22 protein-coding genes and 1 tRNA gene are annotated in these 18,629 nt (G+C 63.7%); 11 read left to right on the top strand and 12 right to left on the bottom strand.

Annotated features, from left to right (window positions below):
- The first annotated feature begins 12 nt into the window (after window positions 1–12).
- The gene (locus CAG11_RS17065) at window positions 13–735 is read left to right on the top strand and encodes an amidotransferase (RefSeq protein WP_022643210.1); all 723 of its coding nucleotides are present in this window, start codon (window positions 13–15) and stop codon (window positions 733–735) included.
- Between the two features lie 39 nt (window positions 736–774).
- Here CAG11_RS17065 and CAG11_RS17060 read toward each other — a convergent pair whose 3' ends face one another.
- The 3 genes from CAG11_RS17060 to CAG11_RS17050 form a co-directional block, all read right to left on the bottom strand.
- A complete protein-coding gene (locus CAG11_RS17060) occupies window positions 775–1,746 on the bottom strand; it encodes a magnesium and cobalt transport protein CorA (protein ID WP_022643211.1) in 972 nt (323 codons plus the stop codon).
- 141 nt (window positions 1,747–1,887) lie between these two features.
- Window positions 1,888–2,610: a 1-acyl-sn-glycerol-3-phosphate acyltransferase gene (locus CAG11_RS17055; RefSeq protein ID WP_031321274.1), complete on the bottom strand. Its 723-nt coding sequence runs from the start codon at window positions 2,608–2,610 to the stop codon at window positions 1,888–1,890.
- A gap of 198 nt (window positions 2,611–2,808) precedes the next feature.
- Window positions 2,809–3,498 carry a crotonase/enoyl-CoA hydratase family protein gene (locus tag CAG11_RS17050; RefSeq protein WP_022643213.1) on the bottom strand — a complete coding sequence of 230 codons (690 nt, stop codon included), beginning with the start codon at window positions 3,496–3,498 and terminating at the stop codon, window positions 2,809–2,811.
- Between the two features lie 320 nt (window positions 3,499–3,818).
- On the opposite strand from CAG11_RS17050, the gene CAG11_RS17045 reads away from it, so the two are divergent.
- Window positions 3,819–3,908: transfer RNA gene (locus CAG11_RS17045), tRNA-Ser, on the top strand.
- Window positions 3,909–4,016: 108 nt separating this feature from the next.
- Here CAG11_RS17045 and CAG11_RS17040 read toward each other — a convergent pair.
- Both CAG11_RS17040 and CAG11_RS17035 read right to left on the bottom strand, forming a co-directional pair.
- Window positions 4,017–4,430: a hypothetical protein gene (locus tag CAG11_RS17040; RefSeq protein ID WP_085597166.1), complete on the bottom strand. Its 414-nt coding sequence runs from the start codon at window positions 4,428–4,430 to the stop codon at window positions 4,017–4,019.
- A complete protein-coding gene (locus CAG11_RS17035; RefSeq protein WP_085597165.1) occupies window positions 4,427–4,735 on the bottom strand; it encodes a hypothetical protein in 309 nt (102 codons plus the stop codon). Before CAG11_RS17035 ends, CAG11_RS17040 begins: the two co-directional genes overlap by 4 nt.
- 143 nt (window positions 4,736–4,878) lie before the next feature.
- On the opposite strand from CAG11_RS17035, the gene CAG11_RS17030 reads away from it, so the two are divergent.
- Both CAG11_RS17030 and CAG11_RS17025 read left to right on the top strand, forming a co-directional pair.
- A complete protein-coding gene (locus CAG11_RS17030; protein WP_085597164.1) occupies window positions 4,879–5,694 on the top strand; it encodes a hypothetical protein in 816 nt (271 codons plus the stop codon).
- A gap of 88 nt (window positions 5,695–5,782) precedes the next feature.
- Window positions 5,783–6,220, top strand: a complete 438-nt coding sequence (locus CAG11_RS17025) for a hypothetical protein (RefSeq protein WP_085597163.1) — start codon at window positions 5,783–5,785, stop codon at window positions 6,218–6,220.
- 4 nt (window positions 6,221–6,224) lie between these two features.
- On the opposite strand, the gene CAG11_RS17020 is transcribed toward CAG11_RS17025, so the two are convergent.
- Window positions 6,225–7,235, bottom strand: coding sequence for an alpha/beta hydrolase (locus CAG11_RS17020; RefSeq protein ID WP_085597162.1), 1,011 nt, complete (start codon window positions 7,233–7,235; stop codon window positions 6,225–6,227).
- Window positions 7,236–7,326: 91 nt separating this feature from the next.
- Between CAG11_RS17020 and CAG11_RS17015 the strand changes: the two genes are divergently transcribed.
- Together CAG11_RS17015 and CAG11_RS17010 are read left to right on the top strand one after the other, a co-directional pair.
- The gene (locus CAG11_RS17015; protein WP_158091420.1) at window positions 7,327–7,965 is read left to right on the top strand and encodes a TetR/AcrR family transcriptional regulator; all 639 of its coding nucleotides are present in this window, start codon (window positions 7,327–7,329) and stop codon (window positions 7,963–7,965) included.
- Between the two features lie 66 nt (window positions 7,966–8,031).
- Entirely contained in the window at window positions 8,032–8,364 is a 333-nt protein-coding gene (locus CAG11_RS17010) for a DUF2388 domain-containing protein (protein ID WP_143494616.1), read from the top strand.
- A gap of 198 nt (window positions 8,365–8,562) precedes the next feature.
- Here CAG11_RS17010 and CAG11_RS33615 read toward each other — a convergent pair whose 3' ends face one another.
- Window positions 8,563–8,823 carry a hypothetical protein gene (locus tag CAG11_RS33615; RefSeq protein ID WP_158091419.1) on the bottom strand — a complete coding sequence of 87 codons (261 nt, stop codon included), beginning with the start codon at window positions 8,821–8,823 and terminating at the stop codon, window positions 8,563–8,565.
- Window positions 8,824–9,123: 300 nt separating this feature from the next.
- Between CAG11_RS33615 and CAG11_RS17000 the strand changes: the two genes are divergently transcribed.
- The 3 genes from CAG11_RS17000 (at window position 9,124) to CAG11_RS16990 (ending at window position 10,605) form a co-directional block, all read left to right on the top strand.
- Window positions 9,124–9,489: a glycine zipper domain-containing protein gene (locus CAG11_RS17000; RefSeq protein WP_031321282.1), complete on the top strand. Its 366-nt coding sequence runs from the start codon at window positions 9,124–9,126 to the stop codon at window positions 9,487–9,489.
- Window positions 9,490–9,597: 108 nt separating this feature from the next.
- A complete protein-coding gene (locus CAG11_RS33805) occupies window positions 9,598–9,759 on the top strand; it encodes a hypothetical protein (RefSeq protein WP_167334595.1) in 162 nt (53 codons plus the stop codon).
- A gap of 150 nt (window positions 9,760–9,909) precedes the next feature.
- The gene (locus CAG11_RS16990) at window positions 9,910–10,605 is read left to right on the top strand and encodes an HAD-IA family hydrolase (protein WP_085597159.1); all 696 of its coding nucleotides are present in this window, start codon (window positions 9,910–9,912) and stop codon (window positions 10,603–10,605) included.
- A 79-nt stretch (window positions 10,606–10,684) separates the two neighbouring features.
- Here the strand turns inward: CAG11_RS16990 and CAG11_RS16985 are convergent, their stop codons facing one another.
- Entirely contained in the window at window positions 10,685–11,431 is a 747-nt protein-coding gene (locus CAG11_RS16985; RefSeq protein WP_085597158.1) for a 3-oxoacyl-ACP reductase family protein, read from the bottom strand.
- A gap of 122 nt (window positions 11,432–11,553) precedes the next feature.
- On the opposite strand from CAG11_RS16985, the gene CAG11_RS16980 reads away from it, so the two are divergent.
- Entirely contained in the window at window positions 11,554–12,477 is a 924-nt protein-coding gene (locus CAG11_RS16980) for a LysR family transcriptional regulator (RefSeq protein ID WP_085597157.1), read from the top strand.
- 12 nt (window positions 12,478–12,489) lie between these two features.
- Here the strand turns inward: CAG11_RS16980 and CAG11_RS16975 are convergent, their stop codons facing one another.
- The 3 genes from CAG11_RS16975 to CAG11_RS16965 form a co-directional block, all read right to left on the bottom strand.
- Window positions 12,490–13,218: an aspartate/glutamate racemase family protein gene (locus CAG11_RS16975; RefSeq protein WP_085597156.1), complete on the bottom strand. Its 729-nt coding sequence runs from the start codon at window positions 13,216–13,218 to the stop codon at window positions 12,490–12,492.
- A gap of 59 nt (window positions 13,219–13,277) precedes the next feature.
- Window positions 13,278–14,825 (bottom strand): NCS1 family nucleobase:cation symporter-1, encoded by a 1,548-nt coding sequence (locus CAG11_RS16970; RefSeq protein WP_085597155.1) that lies wholly within the window; start codon window positions 14,823–14,825, stop codon window positions 13,278–13,280.
- A 448-nt stretch (window positions 14,826–15,273) separates the two neighbouring features.
- Window positions 15,274–16,008, bottom strand: coding sequence for a phosphoadenylyl-sulfate reductase (locus CAG11_RS16965; protein ID WP_022643229.1), 735 nt, complete (start codon window positions 16,006–16,008; stop codon window positions 15,274–15,276).
- 441 nt (window positions 16,009–16,449) lie between these two features.
- Here CAG11_RS16965 and thrH point away from each other — a divergent pair, with 441 nt between their 5' ends.
- Complete coding sequence (gene thrH, locus CAG11_RS16960) at window positions 16,450–17,067, top strand: bifunctional phosphoserine phosphatase/homoserine phosphotransferase ThrH (protein ID WP_022643230.1); 618 nt, start codon at window positions 16,450–16,452, stop codon at window positions 17,065–17,067.
- Between the two features lie 194 nt (window positions 17,068–17,261).
- Here thrH and pabB read toward each other — a convergent pair whose 3' ends face one another.
- Complete coding sequence (gene pabB / locus CAG11_RS16955; protein ID WP_085597154.1) at window positions 17,262–18,605, bottom strand: aminodeoxychorismate synthase component I; 1,344 nt, start codon at window positions 18,603–18,605, stop codon at window positions 17,262–17,264.
- Window positions 18,606–18,629: the final 24 nt, after the last annotated feature.

Below are 18,629 nucleotides of genomic sequence, written 5' to 3'. Positions count from 1 at the left end.
CAGGAATATTTTATGTCGCTACGCATCTGCATTCTTGAAACCGATATCCTGCGTCCCGAACTGATCGACCAGTACCAGGGCTACGGGCAGATGTTCCAGCGCCTGTTTTCCCAGCAGCCCATTGCCGCGCAGTTCAGCGTCTACAACGTGGTGCAGGGCCAGTATCCGGCTGACGACCTGAAGTTCGATGCCTACCTGGTGACTGGCAGCAAGGCCGATTCGTTCGGCACCGATCCGTGGATCCAGACCCTCAAGACCTACCTGCTGGAGCGCTACGAGCGTGGCGACAAGCTGCTGGGTATCTGCTTCGGTCATCAGTTGCTGGCGCTGCTGCTGGGGGGCAAGAGCGAGCGGGCGAACCAGGGCTGGGGCGTAGGCATCCACAACTACAAGCTTGCGGCCAAGGCGCCGTGGATGAGCCCGGTGGTGGAGGAGCTGACCCTGCTGATCAGCCACCAGGACCAGGTCACCGCCTTGCCGGAGAACGCCACGGTGATCGCCTCCAGCGATTTCTGCCCGTACGCGGCCTACCACATCAATGACCAGGTGCTGTGCTTCCAGGGGCATCCGGAATTCATCCACGACTATTCCCGCGCCTTGCTCGACCTGCGCCATGAGTTCCTCGGCGAGCAGGTCTACCAGAAGGGCGTGGCCAGTCTCGAGCACGATCATCACGGCACTACCGTGGCCGAATGGATGATGCGCTTCGTCGCCCACAAGCCCGCAGCGGCCTGAGGCAAGCCGTGGCCCCGCCTGGCGCGGGGCCACGTCGTTTCACAGCCAGCCTGAACGCTTGAAGCTGGCCCAGAGGGCCACGCAGCCCACGCTGATGAAGCCCAGGACGCCAAAGTAGCCGTAGTGCCAGCCCAGCTCCGGCATGTTCTGGAAGTTCATCCCGTAGATTCCCGCCACCGCCGTGGGAAACGCCAGGATCGCCGCCCAGGCGGCGAACTTGCGCTGTACGATGCTTTGCCGCGAGGCCTCCAGCAGCACGCCGATCTCGATGGTCTGGCTGGCGATGTCGCGCAGGGTCGAAAGGTCTTCCATCTGCCGTGTGACGTGGATCTGCACATCGCGAAAATACGGCCGCATGTTCTTGTCGATGAAGGGGAAGCTGAGCTTCTGCAGGTCCTCGCTGATCTCCACCATCGGCGCCACGTGGCGGCGCAGGCGCAGTACATCGCGACGCAGGCTGTGCAGGCTGAGGATGTCGCGCTCGTTCATCGACTGGCACAGCACGTTGCTCTCCAGCTCCTCGATCTCGGCGTGGATGGCTTCGCTGACTGGCTGGTAGTTCTCGGTGACGAAGTCCAGCAGGGCATAGAGCACGAAGTCCTCGCCATGTTCGAGCAGCAACGGGCGGGCCTCGCAGCGCTGGCGCACATGGCCGTAGGAGGCCGAGTGGCCATTGCGGGCGGTGATGATGTAGCCGTTGCCGGCGAAGATATGGGTTTCTATGAACTCCAGCTTGCCGTCGGTGCGCACTGGCGAGTAGGTGACGATGAACAGGGCATCCCCGAAGGTTTCCAGTTTGGGCCGGCTGTGTTTCTCCAGGGCATCCTCGATGGCCAGTTCATGCAGGTTGAACTGGCGTTGCAGGTTGGCCAGTTCGTGGGCGTTGGGTTCTTCCAGGCCGATCCAGACGAAATGCCCGGGCTTGGCCGCCCAGGCGGCCCCCTCGTCGAGGCTGATGTTCGTGACTTTCTTTCCGCCGCTGTAGACGGCGGCGGCAACAACTCTACCCATGGCTCAGGTTCACTTCTTCTTATCAAGGGAGCGGTGGCAAATCAGCAGCTTAGCCTGCATTGCAGCATCAGAGTCCCCTGGGAGATGCGAGTTCGCAGATAAATGAAAGCCCGCGCGAGGCGGGCTTTGGCTCAACAGGGCTCAGTTCGATTGCAACTGGCGATCCATGCTGGCGATGCACTCGAGCATTTGCTCGCGACATTGCGCCATCAGCCGTGGCAAGTCGTCCATGCTCAAGCCGGCAGTGGGGATCGCCGGTAGCGAACGAATCAGGATTTCACCGCTGTTCCAGCGGTTCAGGCGCATGTGCTTGATGTAGTTGCTGGTACAGACCGGAACGATGGGGACCCCGGCGGCGATCGCCATCTGGAAGGCGCCGCGCTTGAATGGCAGCAGCTCTTCGCCGCCGTTGCGCGTGCCTTCCGGGAATACCCAGATCGAGGTGTCCTTGTGTTGCAGGGTGTGGGTGGTGGTGACGATCGAGCGCCGGGCCTTGTGTGGGTTGCCGCGGTCGATCAAGACGTTGCCCGACAGCCAGAACAACTGGCCGAACAGCGGAACCCATTTCAGGCTCTTCTTGCCAATGCATACGGTGCGTGGCGGCACCACGTTGCCGAACACGAACAGGTCATAGTTGGACTGATGGTTGGCGATGATCACGCAGCTTTGTGGCTTGTCCATCAATGGCCCGGCCTCGGCCCTGACCTTCAGGCCCAGGATGCGCATGGCCGGCCAGGCATACAGGCGGGCACACAGGCGGCTGTTGTCAGGATTGAAGGGACGACACAGTCCAAGCAGCAAGCCCAGGCTGCCAGCAGCTATAAAGTGCAAGCCCATCAAAGACATACGAAACAGATACAACATCTAAACGGCCACCGCGCAGGGGACAAAAGGTGGCGCAGTGTACGAATGTGCACTGTTTTCGGCAATTGCTCCGCCAGGCAGGATGAGCAGTGATGATTGAGCGGATGTGTCCGATGGCGGGGCGTGCAGGGGGGAAGGCTTCGCGAGGCAATAAAAAGCCCGGCACAAGGGCCGGGCGATGCTCGTTCATGCCGGGGTTTAGCCCAGATGTCCCTGGTCTTCGATGATGGCGTTGTCCAGTCGTTCCAGCAGGGCCTTGCGTACCTTCAGCTTGGTGTTCTTGTGGGCCAGCATGTTGATCTTCTTCAACTGGCGCGCTGCGGCCAGGGCGGCGCCCTGGAGTTCTTCGGCGCTGACCACCTTGTCGAGGAAGCCGGCATCCACCGCGCTGTGCGGGTCGAACATCTCGCCGTTGATCACCGAGCGGTGCAAGGCCGAACGCCGCAGGCGGTCACGGGCCAACTCGATGCCGGCGTGGTGCATGGTCATGCCGATCTGCACTTCGTTGAGGCCGATGCTGAAGGGGCCCTCGACACCGATACGGTAATCGGCCGACAGCAGCAGGAAGGCGCCCTTGGCCACTGCATGCCCCGGGCATGCGACGATCACCGGGAACGGGTGGGACAGCAGGCGCCGAGCCAGGGTCGAGCCCAGGGTCACCAGGGCCACGGCCTCCTTGGGACCTGCGGTCATGACCTTGAGGTCGTAGCCGCCAGAGAGGATCCCTGGCTGGCCAGTGATGATCACCACCGCGCGATCGGCGGTGGCCTGGTCCAGCGCGGCATTAAAGGCGGCAATCACGTCCGGTGAGATGGCATTGACCTTGCCATTGCTCAAGGTCAGGGTCGCGATACCGTCTTCGAGATGGTAGGAAATCAACTCACTCATGACGCAATTCCTTGTATTAGAAGTGCAGCAGAAGTTACCCAGCATGACCGGCCTGGTAAAGCGCCATGACTGACTGATGAGTCAGGCTTTGTCCCGGGTGGCAGGTCGCACGACCCGCTGGGCTGCATCCCTGTAGCTGCACGGCAGCCTGGAGCGAGCCGAAGATTGGCCGGTTTGCCGTATGCCGCGGGGGGCGTGCAGGCCCTGAAAACCAGAAAAGTGCTTAAGCGCATGAAAATTCTGAAAAAAACCTTTGCCATCTGAAAAGCTTTCGACTACATTAGCGCGCCTCGACAGACTGAATCGGTTTGAAGAGAAACGGTGAGGTGTCCGAGTGGCTTAAGGAGCACGCCTGGAAAGTGTGTATACAGGAAACTGTATCGAGGGTTCGAATCCCTCCTTCACCGCCATATTCGATACAAGAAACCCCTGAAGGCCCATGGCTTCCAGGGGTTTTTTGTTGCCTGCGAAAATAGCCTCCCGCCCAGGGCTCGGTCGTTCTCGGCGCGTGGGTGCGCTCACCGGGGGGTGCTGTTGTTCCGGCCCTCGGGCAACTGCACGTTTGCCCTTTCCAGCATCGCCTCCACCTGCGCCAGGAAGTACCGGGGCAGGGTCGAGCCCTGGCCGTACATATCCGCCAGGCCGACTTCCACGACATTGCAGGCCAGCGCCTGCAATTGTTCGACCTGTTGCGTATCGAGCATTGCACAGAGCGAGGCCGGCATGTCGTCGCCCCGGCCGTTCAGGGCCAGGTCGGCGCCGGCCTGTTCCCACAAGGCCAGGTTCGAGTAGCTGGCCATGGATCGCAGATGCTCCAACAGTTCGTCGATGCACGGGTGGGCGATGCCTTGCGCCTGACAGTAGGCATCCAGGCAATGGGCGGCGTACTGCTGTAAGGCCGATAGGGATGCACGCGAGGGACTGGCGTTCATCGGTGGTGCCCGTGAGGAGTATCGGCGCTGTCGCCGGTCGTGGTCTGCGGCTCGTGTGCGGCGGCCTGCTGGCTATTCACTAGCACCAGGTCCACGTGCAGCCCGGGATCGAAGCCGGCCCAGGCATCCTGCAGGTGCAGATGTTCCATGCCGTCTTCCTGCATGCGTTGTGCGGCCTGCAGCAGGAAATCCCCCAGCGCCCTGAGGGTCGCGGGCGAGGCGAGCAGGGTTATTTCGTCCAGCGGCATTTGCGTAGGCGAACCGGTGCGGGTGCCGTATGCCTTGAAGGCGTCGATCGTTATCATTGCGCGATTTTTCCGGAGTAGGGCGCTTGGCGTGCTACTGGCCCTGTGCAGGCCGCCATTGAAACAAACAACGACCACAGCGGCTACGCCTGGGGTAGCGCCTTCAGATGGCACCGGACTAAGCATCGAATGGAGATGAGCTTGTGAAACATCAGCAGTTGCTGGAGAAACTGGCCGCCAGGCACCTGGTCCAGGCTTTGGACGAGGACCTTGCGCGGCTGACCTGGAAGGCGATGGTTGCACAGCAGCATGGTCACCAGGGCCCGCGGATCGATGTGGTGTTGCCAGGCCTGCTGGCTCGCTGGAATTGCGTGCTGCTGGCGGATGAGTCCCAGGTCGCGCCGCTCTATCGGCACAAGGCCTGGCTCGCGCTGGCCACGCTGTTACATAAATATGGCCTGGCCGAGCCGGGCATTACCGCCCGGGCCGTGGAGGCGATCGAGGAACTGAATCGAGCGGTGGCCCTGGGGGACAAGTTTCACCAGCGCTCGCAGGAGTTCAGCGCTGGCCTGCAAGCGCCTCCCGTGGCCCTGGCGCGCAAGCCGGCGCTCCCGGACTCCGTGACGTTCTACCGTGCTGGCGACGTATTGGCCATTCAGCTGGAAGGCCGGTTCTACGCCGCTTATGTGCACCGCCTGGGCAGCATCAACGAGAGCCCGATCATCGAGTTCTACGCCCAGGTATTCGACCAGGTGCCGACGCTGGAACAGTTGCAGCAAGCACCGGCCCAGGGCGAGCTATACAACGATGGCATCCGGCGCAAGAGCCTGTATTGCGTGAGCGGCATCAAGTTCCAGCCCGATCCTGCCAACCAGCTGACACTGATTGCCGCCTGTGTCGCCAATCCCCCGGATAGCCGCCACCTGGCCCCTTCAGTGGGGCTGTATGCGCTCTCGGACATCCTGCGCATCCAGGGCACCATTCGCGGTCTGTTCGAGGTGTCCGCCCCGGTGGCCTGAATACCACCAGGCCAGCTGGCGCCCGGATGTTCGCCGCCGGGCCCCGGCCGTTCATCCCCGGCGGATAACCACTGGCAGTTGGAACACCATGACGATTTCAAGGAAAGGCCCCTACCGGTACGGCAGCGAAGATGCGGATATCCAGCCACAGATCCGCCGCTACAGCCAACCGAGCTACGAGGCAGTGAGGTTCAACGCTGCCCGGTGCGTCTGCGGGAACGACAGGTTCACCCTGGAAACCGACGAGGAAGTCGGCGCCGGCAGATGCACTTGCACCCGGTGCGCAACCGTCAAGCTGCTGGGTGACAGTGCCGACTATGCGGCACAGGCGGCTTTCGAGAACCATGTCTGCGTCTGTGACCACGAACACTTTGCGATCACCTCGGCAGTCGCGCTCTATGCCGATAGCAACGATGTGCGCTGGTACTACATCGGCTGCCGGTGCGATGCCTGCAACCTGGTCGGGGTGTTCGCCGACTGGAAATGCGAAGGAGGCGACGCCGACAGCTTCCTGGCCCGGACTTGAGGGCTCAGCTGCGCCGGTCCAGGGGCTCGGGCCGCTGCTGCCGGGCGGTGGTCGCGGTCGTCGGATCGCCGGTGCTGGCCAGGATCGTCTCGATGAACTGCAAGATGGCCTGGTTCATCTGGGTCAACCCCGGTTCTTCCAGTGGATAGTGCCCGGCATTCTCCAGCATGCGGATCTGTACCTCGACCCGGGCCAAGCGCTCGAGGAACGGCTGGCTCAGTTCCAGTGGCGTCCAGCGGTCCGCAGCCGGCTGGGTCAACAGTACCGGGCAGGCCTGGAAGTCTTGCGGGGCCACCACCGGCACGTAGTGCAAATAGGAGCTCAGGAAACGCAGGCTGGCCCAGTTGCCCGCCGAGGTGCGGTCCCTGAGGCAGGTTTTCAGCGCGGCGCGGTCGTTGACCAGGGTGTGCATCTTGCTTGCCAGCCACATCGGCATCTTCATTCCTGCCAATGGAGTACCGGCCAGGGCGTGCATCAGCGGCCCGCCCAGGCGGCCCAGCAAGGGGGTAAGGGCGGTCTGCTCCCTGACCAGGGCCAGTCGCTGGTCGAGGAAGGTCATGCCGATGATGCCCGCCACTTTCTGGTTCATGGCCGCCGCATGGTAGGTGAGCATGCCGCCGGCGCTGAGACCGTAGAGAAAGATCGGCCGAGGGTCGCGGCGCCGTTCATGCTCGATGAACTCATGGGCCAGTTCCACCCAGGTGTCATAGCGCACCTGGGCGCCTGGGGCGACCCGGGTCTCGCCGTATCCAGGCATGTCGATCGCTACCGTTTCCAGCCCTTGCCGCGACAGGGGCAGGCCGACGATGGTCGACATCTGCCGACCGTTGGTCCCGACCCCATGGAACAGGATGACCTTGGCCGGTGCTGTCGGATTGACGAACCGGTCCAGGTGCACCCGATGCCCACGCCATGGCCAATACTCCTCTTGCGGGGCATTTTCAGCGTCGATGCGATAGGCCGCGGGGAGGAAGGCCTGGATGTCTTGCCATTGGGTCTGGTCTTGGTAGCTCATTGCAGGTCTCGCTCTGGACGGGGAAGATGGAGCGCTTGGTGAACATGACATTTGTCATGTTTAAACATAACTTATGTTGGATTTATGCGATATGCAAGACAGCTCGTCGGTTCCCAAAGGCAAGAAGGTCGCAAGGCTGCCCCAGCAGGAGCGCTCGCAATCGCGCATGGAAAAGGTGCTGGCGGCTGCAGAGCAACTGCTCCAGGAAGTCGGCCCGGACGCCACATCGATCCCCGAGATCGCCAAGTTGTCGGGGGTCCCGAGGGCGAGCATCTATCAGTTCTTTCCGGACAAATACGCGTTGCTCGCCCATCTGGCGAGCCAGCAGATGGAGCGTATCGCCGCGCTGATCGATAGCTCCCGACCCGGCCCCGAGGGCGACTGGAAACAGGCCATCGGTCGGGTCATTCGCGGCGTTGCCGGTTACTACAACGCTCACCCGGCCGCCAGCCTGCTGCTCCTGCGCGGCAATTTCACCCCGCTGGACAGCCAGGCCCACGAGCGCAAGGACGCCATGATCGGCAGCTTGCTGCGCGACTACCTGCTGGCCCGGGGCGGCTTCGACAGCCTGCCTCGGCAGCCGGACGTGACCACCCTGGCGGTGGAAATCGCATTCGCCTGCATGAAGTACGGCTACCTGGCCGAAGGCCACATCAGTGAAACCATTTGCGTCGAGGCGGAGCAGGCGGCGATCGCCTACCTGTCCCGTTGGCAATCACCAGCGGCTTGAGGCTGCGTTCGGACACGCCGGATGCTAAGTTGCGCGCCTGCCTTGGCCCAGGATGGCGATCCACTGATGAAGAGTTGTAACCAGGCGTTATTGATCTGTGCGTTGTGTGTCGCCCCGCTCTTGGTGGTGGCGGGAGAGGAGAGGAACCCCGTAGACCGGGCCTCGATGATGGTCACCGGCGTGACCGGCCTGACCACGTTCGGCACCTTGGGCACCACATCCAATCCTGGCGAGATCTTTCATTCGGCCAAGGGCGATGCCCTGGCCTTCGTCGGTTCCGGGGGCCAGATTCGCGGCGCCCAGCTGGAGCAGGCGCTGCGTTGCTACCGCACACTGCATCCTGCCAGTGACGCCGACGACATGCGCCTGGCCCGGGCCCTGGCGGCGTACGACAGCTGAACGGCGAGGGAAAATTTGCCCTGGATCAGTTTTTCTTCCACTGGCTGGCCGCTCGTCGGCGTCTGCGGTGCTTTGGCCGGCAGGTCGGCGAATGACTGTCTAGTCTCAAGCGCCGTGACGATCAGTACTTTCCAGGCAATCAGGAGCTTGCCGGTGCTGGTCGGTTGTTGGAGGGAGCTGGGAGATGAGGAGTCTTGCTTATATCGAAGACAACGGGGATGAGTTCCCAATCAACAACTTGGTGCGTTGCGGGCAGGCGGCATTCGAGGCGAAGGCTGAGCCTTCTGCGAATGTCGTCAGGAAAAAATCCGCGGTGACATCGGTCGCCAGCAATACGATGTTTTTCCCTCGGGCCCTGCCCAAGAACAAGCGATCTTGAGTAACGACTGCCCCGCACTTGCGGGGCTTTTTGTAGGTGGGCGAAGAGGCGCGGGTGACGGGCGGCAGAAAATTTTTCATTCACGCCGCCACGCCCGCAGGCCGGGGGCGACAGAGGCCGCGTTGGAGGGACGTCGGGCCTGGCGGTGAAATTTTTCACGCTTTCTTCACATCTGCCTGCGTAGGCTCAAACCATCCGTTAAACGCAACACCCTAGCCCGTTCCCCAGCGGGCTTTTTTTTGCGTGGTGATAAAGCTCTTCTGGAATTGGTTGTCCAATCCGGCGCCAAATCCCGGGTGGTTTCGCGGTGACCTGCGTCGAGTCATGCGGCGCCGGGTTCTTACATGTCAGTTCGACAGTCTTTTTTCGAGGTTCAAGTCATGCGTTTAACTCTCCCTGCCCTGGTTGTGGGACTTTTGCTGGCCCAAGGCGCGATGGCCGGTGACGGTACGGCAGCCATTGGCGGTGGCCTCGGCGGCGCGCTGGGCAATGTGGTGGGGCAGAAGCTTGGCGGCAGCACCGGAGCGGCCATCGGCGCGGGTGTCGCCGGGGCAGCCGGCAGTGCGGCTGGTGCGCGCAAGGGCAGCCGGGCCAAGGCGGCGATCGGTGGCGGCCTGGGTTCGGCTGGTGGCTCGTTGATCGGCAATCGCCTGGGCGGCAGCACCGGCGCCACTGTCGGTGCTGGCATCGGTGGTGCGGCGGGCGGTGCCCTGGGCAGCAGCATGGGGCACAAGAAGCGTCACTGATCCAGGCGCAAGCAACCCGAGAACCCGGCCATGCGCCGGGTTTTTTGTGCGCCTGGCCCAGGCTTCGCCATACTTGCCAGGATGGTCCTGGCGATCGAGGAGGCGATCATGGCCCGTGAAGCTCCAGGCAATGCCCAACCCATCTCCGGGGAGCCCGAGGTGATCAACGACCCGGGCAACGAGGACCCAGGTTCCTTGCTGGACGATGCCCGCGTCCCCCTGCAAGAAGCCCCCGATCCGGACGCCAGCGGGCCCGACCCGCGCGATTGAAGCCTGCGTGTCCCGCCGCACCTGTGCCGGGTTGCCCCTGGCACAGGCCCGCCGCTATGCTGCTGAACCCTTTCATCGAAAGGCTGGCTAACGAACGGGCCGTACCTGAGCCGCTCCCTGGAATGTACTTTTGCTAACGGATCAGATGCGATGAATGCACAGTTGAATGATTTTGGGCCGATCAAGGCGGTCATTTTCGACATGGACGGTCTGCTGCTGGATACCGAGGGCATCTACACCGAGATCACCCAGTTGATCGCCGAGCGTTATGGCCGTACCTACGACTGGACCATCAAGCAGAACATCATCGGCCGTGGCGCCGCCGACCTCGCGCGTTATGTGGTGCAGGCCCTGGACCTGCCGATCACTGCCGAGGAGTTCCTGGTGATGCGCGAGCCGCTGATGCGCGAGCGCTTTCCCCGGGCCGAGGCGATGCCCGGGGCGCAGCAGCTGGTGCGCCATCTCAAGGAGAACCGGATTCCGATCGCCGTGGGTACCAGCTCTTCGCAGATGTCCTTCGTCGAGAAAACCACCCGCCATGGCGACTGGTTCGCCCTGTTCGACACCATCGTCACCGCCGATGACCCGGAAGTGACCGCCGCCAAGCCGGCGCCGGACATCTTCCTGACCGCGGCCCGACGCCTGGGAGTCGATCCGGCCGAATGCCTGGTGTTCGAGGACTCGCCGTTCGGCGTGACTGCCGCCAAGGCCGCCGGCATGACCGCGATCGCGGTGCCCGACCCGGCCATGGCCGATCATAAGTTCGCCCATGCCGATGGGATCCTGCGGTCGCTGCAAGGCTTCCAGCCCGCGGCCTGTGGTTTGCCGCACCTGGCGTGGAGCTGACGCCGTACAGCCAGGCCATCGTATCAACCAAGACGCCGGGCCCCCGCCAGGGTAGCCCGGCGTTTTTTTGCCCGGGGCTTCAGGCGCCGAAACCACCGTCGATGCTCAAGCTGGCACCGGTGATATAGGCCGCTTCGGGGCTGGCCAGGTAGGCCACGAAGCCAGCCACTTCTTCGGCGCGCCCATAGCGGCCCACCGCCATGAGATCCATCAGGCTGGCGGCAAAATCGCTGTCGGCCGGGTTCATGTCGGTGTCCACAGGGCCGGGTTGCACGTTGTTGATGGTGATCCCGCGCGGGCCCAGGTCCCGGGCCAGGCCCTTGGTCAGGCCCACCAGCGCGGCCTTGCTCATGGCATAGGGGCCGCCACCGGCGAAAGGCATGCGGTCGGCGTTGGTACTGCCGATGTTGATGATGCGGCCGCCTTCGCCCATGTGCCGGGCGGCTTCCTGGGTGGCGATGAAGACGCTGCGGACGTTGATCGCCAGGGTCCGGTCGAAGTCTTCCAGCTGGAACTCATCCAGCGGTGCCACCGCCAGCACCCCGGCATTGTTGACCAGGATATCCAGGCGACCGAACGCCTCCACCGTGCTGCCCACGGCCTGGCGAATGGCTGCGGCGTCGGCGCTGTCGGCCTGGATGGCCAAGGCCTGGCCGCCCTGGGCGATGATGTGTTCTTGCAGGGCCCGGGCTTTATCCGCCGAGCTGACATAGGTGAAGGCCACGGCAGCGCCTTCGGCCGCCAGGCGCTCGACGATGGCGGCGCCAATGCCGCGGGAACCGCCCTGGATCAAGGCCACTTTGCCGCTGAGGTCGAATTTGCTCATGTAGGTCTCCTGGATTGAAAGGCGAACGCCTTGGGTGGAGCCCAGTATCGAGCGCTGATTGAGTCCTGGGTAGCGGGTAATCCCTATACTCTGTGTAAACCAAAAGTTTGGAATCCTGGTGTATGGAAGGCTTCAGCAGCATTGAGTGTTTCGTGCGCAGCGCCGAAGTCGGCAGTTTTGCCGAAGCGGCACGGCGCCTGGGGTTGACCCCGGCGGCGGTGGGCAAGAGCGTGGCCAAGCTGGAGGCGCGGGTGGGGGTCAGGCTGTTCCAGCGCAGTACCCGGCGCCTGACCCTGACCGAGGCCGGCCGCCTGTTCCTGGCGGAAGTCAGCGACAGCCTGCACACCATCCAGCATGCCGTGAGCAGCCTGGCCAACGCCCAGGGGCGGCCTGCCGGTACCCTCAAGGTCAGCGTGGGCACAGTGTTCGGTTGCCTGTACATCGTGCCCCTGCTGGGGGCGTTCCTGGCCCGTTATCCGGATATCCAGCCGGACTGGCATTTCGATAACCGCCAGGTAGACCTGATCGGCCAGGGCTTCGATGCCGCCATCGGCGGTGGCTTCGAGCTGCCGCCCGGCGTGGTGGCCCGGCGCCTGACCCCGGCCCATCGGGTGTTGGTGGCCAGCGCAGCCTACCTGCATGGGCGAGGGCCGATCAGCGAGCCTGCGGACCTGCGCGATTGCCGCGGCATCCTGATCCGCTCCCCGCAGACCGGGCGTATCCGCACCTGGCAACTGACTGGGCGAGCAGGGGGGCAGCAACCCCTGGAGCTCAAGGCGGCCATGACCATGAGCGATTCCGAGGCGGCCTGTATCGCCGCCGCCCAGGGGCTGGGCGTGGCCCTGGTGAGCATGCCGTTCGCGGTCAATCACTTGCGCTCCGGCGCCCTGCAGCGAGTGCTGCCGGACTGGTACGTGGATGATGGCTTCACCTCGATCTACTATGCCGAGCACAAGATGTTGCCGGGCAAGACCCGGGTCTTCGTCGACTTCGTGATCCAGCAGTTCGCCGAACAGGGCCTGGCCCAGGCCTTCAGCGCGGTCTAGCGACCGGTCGGCTCAGCGGCCCTGGCGCATCGGCCAGCCGACGACCCGCTTTGGGCGTGGCGTGGCATAGGTGCGCACCTTGGAAGTCGACAGGCCCTGGCGCACCAGGGCCTCGGCGATGGTCACCGCTGCCGTCACCCCGTCCACCACCGGCACGCCGGTACGCTGGCGGATCTGCTCATCCAACCCGGCCATGCCGCCGCAGCCCAGGCAAATGACCTCGGCCTTGTCCTGGGTCACCGCAAGTTCCGCCTGGCGCACAATGGCCTTTACCGCCCGTGCCGGATCTTCCTCCAGCTCCAGCACCGCCAGGCCACTGGCACGCACCGAGGCGCAGCGTTGGTCCAGGCCCGACAGCCTGAGGCGGTCCTCGATCAACGGCACGGTACGGTCCAGGGTGGTCACCACCGAATAGGCGTGGCCGAGGAACATCGCGGTGCTGGCGGCGGCGTCGGTGATGTCCACCACCGGCACATTCAACAGTTCCTGCAGGCCCTCGCGGCCGTGCTCGCCGTAGCCGGCCTGGATCACCGCGTCATAGGGCTGGTCGTAGGCCAGTACCCGATCCATCACGGCGATGGCCGCCAGGTAGCTTTCGAAGTTGCCTTCCACCGATTCGGCGCCGAAGTAGGGCGTCAGGCCGATGATCTCGGTGCCTGGGGCGGCAACGCTCCGGGCCTGTTGGGCGATGGCCTGGGTGATGCTGTCGGTGGTGTTGACGTTGACCACGAGAATTCGCATGGGGGTTCCTTGCAGGTTGGATAGGTTCAGGCCCGGCGGAGCGGGCCGTGCATGGGGGCTCAATGACCGGCATCGTCCACGGCGATCGACTCGCCGCTGACGTCCGCATAGTGCGACTGGCGCTTGGCGATGATCAGGTACAGCAGGCTGGCGATAGCGGCGCCCACCAGCCAGGAGAACGGCGAGATGCTGGCGAACCCCGGGACCAGGGCCAGGACGATGGCGATCAGCGCCGCGGGAACGAATGCCGCCACTGCTCGCAGGTTGACGCCGTGGCTGTAGAAGTACGGGCCTTGAGGGTCTTCGCTGTACAGCTGCGGCACGTCGACCCGGCCTTTGCGCAGCATCCAGTAGTCCACCATGATCACCCCGTAGAGCGGGCCCAGCAGCGCGCCGAGGCCGGCCAGGAAGTACTGGATCACCAGCGGGCTGTTGTAGAGATTCCACGGCAGGATCAGCACCGCGATGGTGGCGCTGATCAGCCCGGCCCGGCGGAAGGTCAGGTGCCGGGGCGCCAGGTTGCTGAGGACGAAGGCCGGGGCGACGAAGTTGGCCATGATGTTCACCGCCACGGTGACGATCAGGAATGCCAGGCAGCCCAGGGCCAGGAGCGGGGTGCTGGGGATCGAGGCGATGATGTCGGTGGGGCTTTCGATGATCTTGCCGTTGATCTGCAGTTGTGCGCCGCACAGCAGCACCGTGATGCTGGCGAACACCAGGATGTTCACCGGCAGGCCCCAGAAGTTGCCCACGGTGATGGTCTTGCGGCATGGCGCGGAGCGGGCGAAGTCGCAGAAGTTGAGCACCATCGTGCCGTAGATCGCCAGCCACAGCGTGCCGCCGGCGAAGATCTGCCGCCACATTTCACCACCGCTCAGGGGCTCGCGGATCGACCAGGCAATGTGCCCGTCGGCCTGGGTGTACATCCATCCGGCGAGGCAGGCCACAGTCAGCAGGATGATCGGGCCGGCGAAGGCTTCATAGCGCCGGATGGTCTCCATGCCGTAGGCCAGGATCGCCAGCTGCACCAGCCAGATCGTCACGAAACAGGCCCAGCCCAGGCTCGACAGGCCGAGGATCGCATCATGGTCGTAGGCCGCGAAGCCTGGATGGATGGCGGTGAGCAACACGCGAAACACCACCGAGGCCAGGTAGGTCTGGATGCCGAACCAGGCGATGGCGATCACGGCGCGGATCAATGCCGGGATCTGCGCGCCATGGATGCCGAAGGCGATGCGGCTGATCACCGGGAACGGCACGCCGGTCTTCTGTCCCATGTAGCCGGAGAGGTTCATGAAGCCATAGACCAGCAGTGCGCCGATACCCAGGCTCAACAAGATCTGCCAGCCACCCAGGCCCAGGGCATACAGGCCGATGGCGAAGGAGTAGTTGGCGATGTTGTGCACATCGTTGGTCCACAGGGCGAAGATGCTGTAGCCGCCCCAGCGCCGGCCCGCGATCCTGGTGGGTGCCAGGTCATGGTTGTGCAGGCGTGGGCTGAGGGCGACGGACCCTTGATCGCTGTCGGTCATGGGCTGTGACGAGGTGTACGGGTGCAGCGGGGAGGCGGTGTCCAGTGCGATGTCGTGGGAAGGGCGGGTCTGCATTCCGGCGTACTCCGATTCCGCCCCTGGATGACTGTGCCTGAGCCTGGGCTCGACAATCTTCCGCGTAGGGTGGAATCACCTGGCTTCGGGGCATCTGCAGCCTGGGGCGTGCGGATGATGAGTGTATGTATGTTTTGATTGTTTTTGTATACAAAACATATTTCAACTCAAGCCACTTTTATGCCAGGTTTGCTTCTATGGGTTTTCCTGCTGATTTCGTCTGGTTATTGGTTTGCGCTAACCTACTGAAATAGCGCAGTTAAAAATTGACCGTTCGAACAGGTATTTATTTTCAGGTAACGGGAGGCAGCAACTGGCGGGGAGGGGAGATGTAACTTTCTGGGGCGAGCGAAGAATCTAGTGCACACAAAAATGGCACCTTGAGTGACATTTTTGTGTACAGGTTTTGTGCCCGTGGAGTGGGCACCCCAACGGATGCCCGGGAGGATCAGGCCTTGCCGATGAGGTTGCCGGCGTGCAGGCCGCATTCCTTCTGGGTGGCTTCTTCCCACCACCAGCGTCCTTCGCGTTCGTGCTGGTTGGGCAGGACCGGACGGGTGCAGGGCTCGCAGCCGATGCTGATGAAGCCGCGCTCATGCAGGCTGTTGTATGGCAGTTCGAGCATGCGGATGTAGCCCCAGATTTCCTCGCTGCTCATCTGCGCCAGCGGGTTGAACTTGTACAGCGTGCGCTCCGGGGTGGAGAAAGCGCTGTCGATCTCCATTACCGCCACTTGGCTGCGGGTGCCCGGGCTCTGGTCGCGGCGCTGGCCGGTGGCCCAGGCGCTGACGGTGGACAGCTTGCGTCGCAGGGGCTCGATCTTGCGGATGCCGCAGCATTCGCCATGGCCATCCTTGTAGAAACTGAACAGGCCCTTTTCCTTGACGAAGGGTTCGAGCTTGCTGTGGTCCGGTGAGATCAGCTCGATATCGATCTTGTAGTGCTCGCGCACCTGGTCGATGAAGCGGTAGGTCTCCGGGTGCAGGCGCCCGGTGTCGAGGCTGAAGACCTTGACGTTCTTGTTCAGCTTCCAGGCCATGTCCACCAGCACCACATCCTCGGCGCCGCTGAAGGAGATCCACAGGTCATCGCCGAACTGGGAAAAGGCCAGCTTGAGGATGTCCTGGGCGGATTTGTTGGCATAGGTCGCGGCGAGTTCAGCGACATCGAACGATGGGGTCATCAGGGCGGTTTCCTACAGGTCGGTGGCGCTATGCGCTCTATAGGGGGGCGATCTTAGCAAAATCCCCCAGGGCCTGGCGCGCTCCTCGGCGTTGCGCCCTCGGGGACGAGTCGCTAGGGTCTGTTGCCATTTCGCCGCGACCGCGCCGGAGCCAGTTTTAGCGCGGAGCTAGGCACGAGACGCGAGGTTTGGCATTCCAAATGAGCCGTCGAGTAACGACGCGCCGCGCTAAAACCGGCCCGTCCCTTCGGGTTGCGCGGCAAATGGCGCCATGCGTGGTTGCAGGACTTGGCAAGGGCGCGACCATTGCCTGCGTCCTACGCCTAGCCTGACGCCATTTGACGCGGCAACGCGGTTTGCGCCGAAACGGCAACAGACCCTATAGTTCGGCCGTCCTTTTGCTCGCTCAACTTCAATAATCAGAACCAATGGGAGTGTCTCGTGGAAATCGCCTGTCTCGATCTGGAAGGTGTGCTGGTCCCGGAAATCTGGATCGCCTTCGCCGAAAAAACCGGGATTGAATCCCTCAAGGCCACCACCCGGGATATTCCCGACTACGACGTGCTGATGAAGCAGCGCCTGCGCATTCTCGACGAGCATGGCCTGAAGCTTTCGGACATCCAGGAAGTGATCGCTACCCTGAAGCCGCTGGACGGCGCGGTGGAGTTCGTCAACTGGCTGCGCGAGCGCTTCCAGGTGGTGATCCTCTCCGACACCTTCTATGAGTTCTCCCAGCCGCTGATGCGCCAGCTGGGTTTCCCGACCCTGTTGTGCCACCGCCTGGTCACCGATGACAGCGGCCGCGTCACCGGCTACCAGCTACGCCAGAAAGACCCCAAGCGCCAGTCGGTGCTGGCCTTCAAGAGCCTGTACTACCGGGTGATCGCCGCCGGCGACTCCTACAACGACACCACCATGCTCGGCGAGGCGGATGCCGGTATCCTGTTCCACGCGCCGGACAACGTGATCCGCGAGTTCCCGCAGTTCCCGGCGGTGCACAGCTTCGCCGAGCTCAAGCAGGAGTTCCTCAAGGCTTCCAACCGTAGCCTGAGCCTGTAACGAAGGCGGCAATCGCGCTGGCTGGAGCGGCTACGGGATCAGGCTTCGTGTAGCCGCTGTCGCAGGCTGCGCACGGGCGCGCAGCGGCCGCAAGATCGGGCAGCCTCCGCCATCGTTGGAAGGCCCCGCGGGCCTTGGCGCAGCTTCGCCGGCCCAGCAGCGGCTACAGATGCAACGTGTAGCCGCGACTTTCGTCAGAGCTGCTGCAGGGTGTCCAGCAGCACTCGTACCTTGGTGATCGACTCCTGGTATTCGGCCTGCCAGTCCGAGTCGGCCACGATTCCGCCGCCGCCCCAGCAACTGATCTGCCCGTCCTTGGCCAGCAGGCTGCGGATGGCGATGGAGCTGTCCATCTCCCCGCGCACGTCCAGGTACAGCAGCGAGCCGCAATACAGCGCCCGGCGCGTGGGTTCGAGTTCGTCGATGATCTGCATCGAGCGGATCTTCGGTGCGCCGGTGATCGAGCCGCCAGGGAAGCTGCCGGCGATCAGGTCCAGGGCGTCCTTGTCTGCCGCCAGCTCGCCGGTGACGCTGCTCACCAGGTGGTGGACGTTGGGGTAGCTCTCCAGGCTGAACAGCTCCGGTACCCGCACCGAGCCGATGCGGCAACTGCGCCCCAGGTCATTGCGCAGCAGGTCGACGATCATCAGGTTTTCCGCCCGGTCCTTGGCGCTGGCCAGCAGGTCGGCGGCGCTGGCTGCGTCCTCGGCCGCATCCCGGCCGCGGGGGCGGGTGCCCTTGATCGGCCGGGTTTCCACCCGGCCCTGGCTGATGTGGATGAAGCGCTCGGGCGACAGGCTGAGCACCGCGCCACCGTCGGCCAGGCGCTGGAAACCGGAGAATGGCGTAGGGCAGGCCGCACGCAACGCACGGTAGGCCGCCCATGGATCGCCCTGGTACTGGCCGCGAAAGCGCTGGGCGAAATTCACCTGGTAGCAATCGCCGGACCGGATGTATTGCTGGATGCGCTGGAATGCCTGGCGATAGTCGTCGGCGCCGAGGTCGGCCTGCATCGGTCCATCCAGCTTGAACCAGCCGCTTGGCGCCGGTAGTGGCTGTTCGAACAGCTGCACCAGGCGTTGGCGCTCGCTCGGTGCCAGGCTGGGATGGAACACCAGCTGGCTGGTGCCGGCCTGGTGATCGTTGATCAGCGCCCAGGCATACAGGCCCAGGCGTGCATCGGGCAGGTGCAGGTCGTCCCGGGCCTGGTTGGGCATGCGCTCCAGGTGCCGGCCGAAGTCATAGCTCAGGTAGCCGATCAGGCCGCCGGCGAACGGCAGTTCGTAGGGTGCCGGAATCTGTGCCGGGCCCAGTTGTGCAAGGTTGTCCCGCAGGCGTTGGAGGAATGCGCCGCCGCTTTCCTCGGCGGCCACGGTCAGTTGCGCCAGGGGCCAGGCGCTGAGCAGGTCGTAACGGCCGCGCTCGGCGCTGGGGCGGCCGCTATCGAGCAGCACGGCGCCGGGGGCGTGTTCGATTGCCGCGAAGTAGTCGGCGGGATTGTCGCGATAGGGGAGCGGGTGTACGGAACAGGTCAACATGCGGGGCAGATCAGCCATTGGGGC

The sequence above is a fragment of the Pseudomonas sp. B6(2017) genome (assembly GCF_002112765.1).
GTDB lineage: Bacteria > Pseudomonadota > Gammaproteobacteria > Pseudomonadales > Pseudomonadaceae > Aquipseudomonas > Aquipseudomonas piscis.
The sequence above is the reverse complement of the archived record's forward strand: the minus strand, read 5'-3'. Positions and strand labels throughout refer to the sequence as shown.

Excerpts from the sequence above, each read along its gene's own strand:
- CAG11_RS17000 (WP_031321282.1), top strand. The coding sequence starts at position 9,124 with ATGCGTTTAACTCTCCCTGCCCTGGTTGTGGGACTTTTGCTGGCCCAA.
- CAG11_RS16980 (WP_085597157.1), top strand. The coding sequence starts at position 11,554 with ATGGAAGGCTTCAGCAGCATTGAGTGTTTCGTGCGCAGCGCCGAAGTC.
- CAG11_RS17060 (WP_022643211.1), bottom strand. The coding sequence starts at position 1,746 with ATGGGTAGAGTTGTTGCCGCCGCCGTCTACAGCGGCGGAAAGAAAGTC.
- CAG11_RS17055 (WP_031321274.1), bottom strand. The coding sequence starts at position 2,610 with ATGTTGTATCTGTTTCGTATGTCTTTGATGGGCTTGCACTTTATAGCT.
- CAG11_RS33805 (WP_167334595.1), top strand. The coding sequence starts at position 9,598 with ATGGCCCGTGAAGCTCCAGGCAATGCCCAACCCATCTCCGGGGAGCCC.
- CAG11_RS17010 (WP_143494616.1), top strand. The coding sequence starts at position 8,032 with ATGAAGAGTTGTAACCAGGCGTTATTGATCTGTGCGTTGTGTGTCGCC.
- CAG11_RS17050 (WP_022643213.1), bottom strand. The coding sequence starts at position 3,498 with ATGAGTGAGTTGATTTCCTACCATCTCGAAGACGGTATCGCGACCCTG.
- CAG11_RS17020 (WP_085597162.1), bottom strand. The coding sequence starts at position 7,235 with ATGAGCTACCAAGACCAGACCCAATGGCAAGACATCCAGGCCTTCCTC.
- CAG11_RS16985 (WP_085597158.1), bottom strand. The coding sequence starts at position 11,431 with ATGAGCAAATTCGACCTCAGCGGCAAAGTGGCCTTGATCCAGGGCGGT.
- CAG11_RS16975 (WP_085597156.1), bottom strand. The coding sequence starts at position 13,218 with ATGCGAATTCTCGTGGTCAACGTCAACACCACCGACAGCATCACCCAG.
- CAG11_RS17025 (WP_085597163.1), top strand. The coding sequence starts at position 5,783 with ATGACGATTTCAAGGAAAGGCCCCTACCGGTACGGCAGCGAAGATGCG.
- pabB (WP_085597154.1), bottom strand. The coding sequence starts at position 18,605 with ATGTTGACCTGTTCCGTACACCCGCTCCCCTATCGCGACAATCCCGCC.
- CAG11_RS17040 (WP_085597166.1), bottom strand. The coding sequence starts at position 4,430 with ATGAACGCCAGTCCCTCGCGTGCATCCCTATCGGCCTTACAGCAGTAC.
- CAG11_RS17065 (WP_022643210.1), top strand. The coding sequence starts at position 13 with ATGTCGCTACGCATCTGCATTCTTGAAACCGATATCCTGCGTCCCGAA.
- CAG11_RS17035 (WP_085597165.1), bottom strand. The coding sequence starts at position 4,735 with ATGATAACGATCGACGCCTTCAAGGCATACGGCACCCGCACCGGTTCG.
- CAG11_RS16970 (WP_085597155.1), bottom strand. The coding sequence starts at position 14,825 with ATGCAGACCCGCCCTTCCCACGACATCGCACTGGACACCGCCTCCCCG.
- CAG11_RS17015 (WP_158091420.1), top strand. The coding sequence starts at position 7,327 with ATGCAAGACAGCTCGTCGGTTCCCAAAGGCAAGAAGGTCGCAAGGCTG.
- CAG11_RS16965 (WP_022643229.1), bottom strand. The coding sequence starts at position 16,008 with ATGACCCCATCGTTCGATGTCGCTGAACTCGCCGCGACCTATGCCAAC.
- CAG11_RS16990 (WP_085597159.1), top strand. The coding sequence starts at position 9,910 with ATGAATGCACAGTTGAATGATTTTGGGCCGATCAAGGCGGTCATTTTC.
- CAG11_RS33615 (WP_158091419.1), bottom strand. The coding sequence starts at position 8,823 with ATGAAAAATTTTCTGCCGCCCGTCACCCGCGCCTCTTCGCCCACCTAC.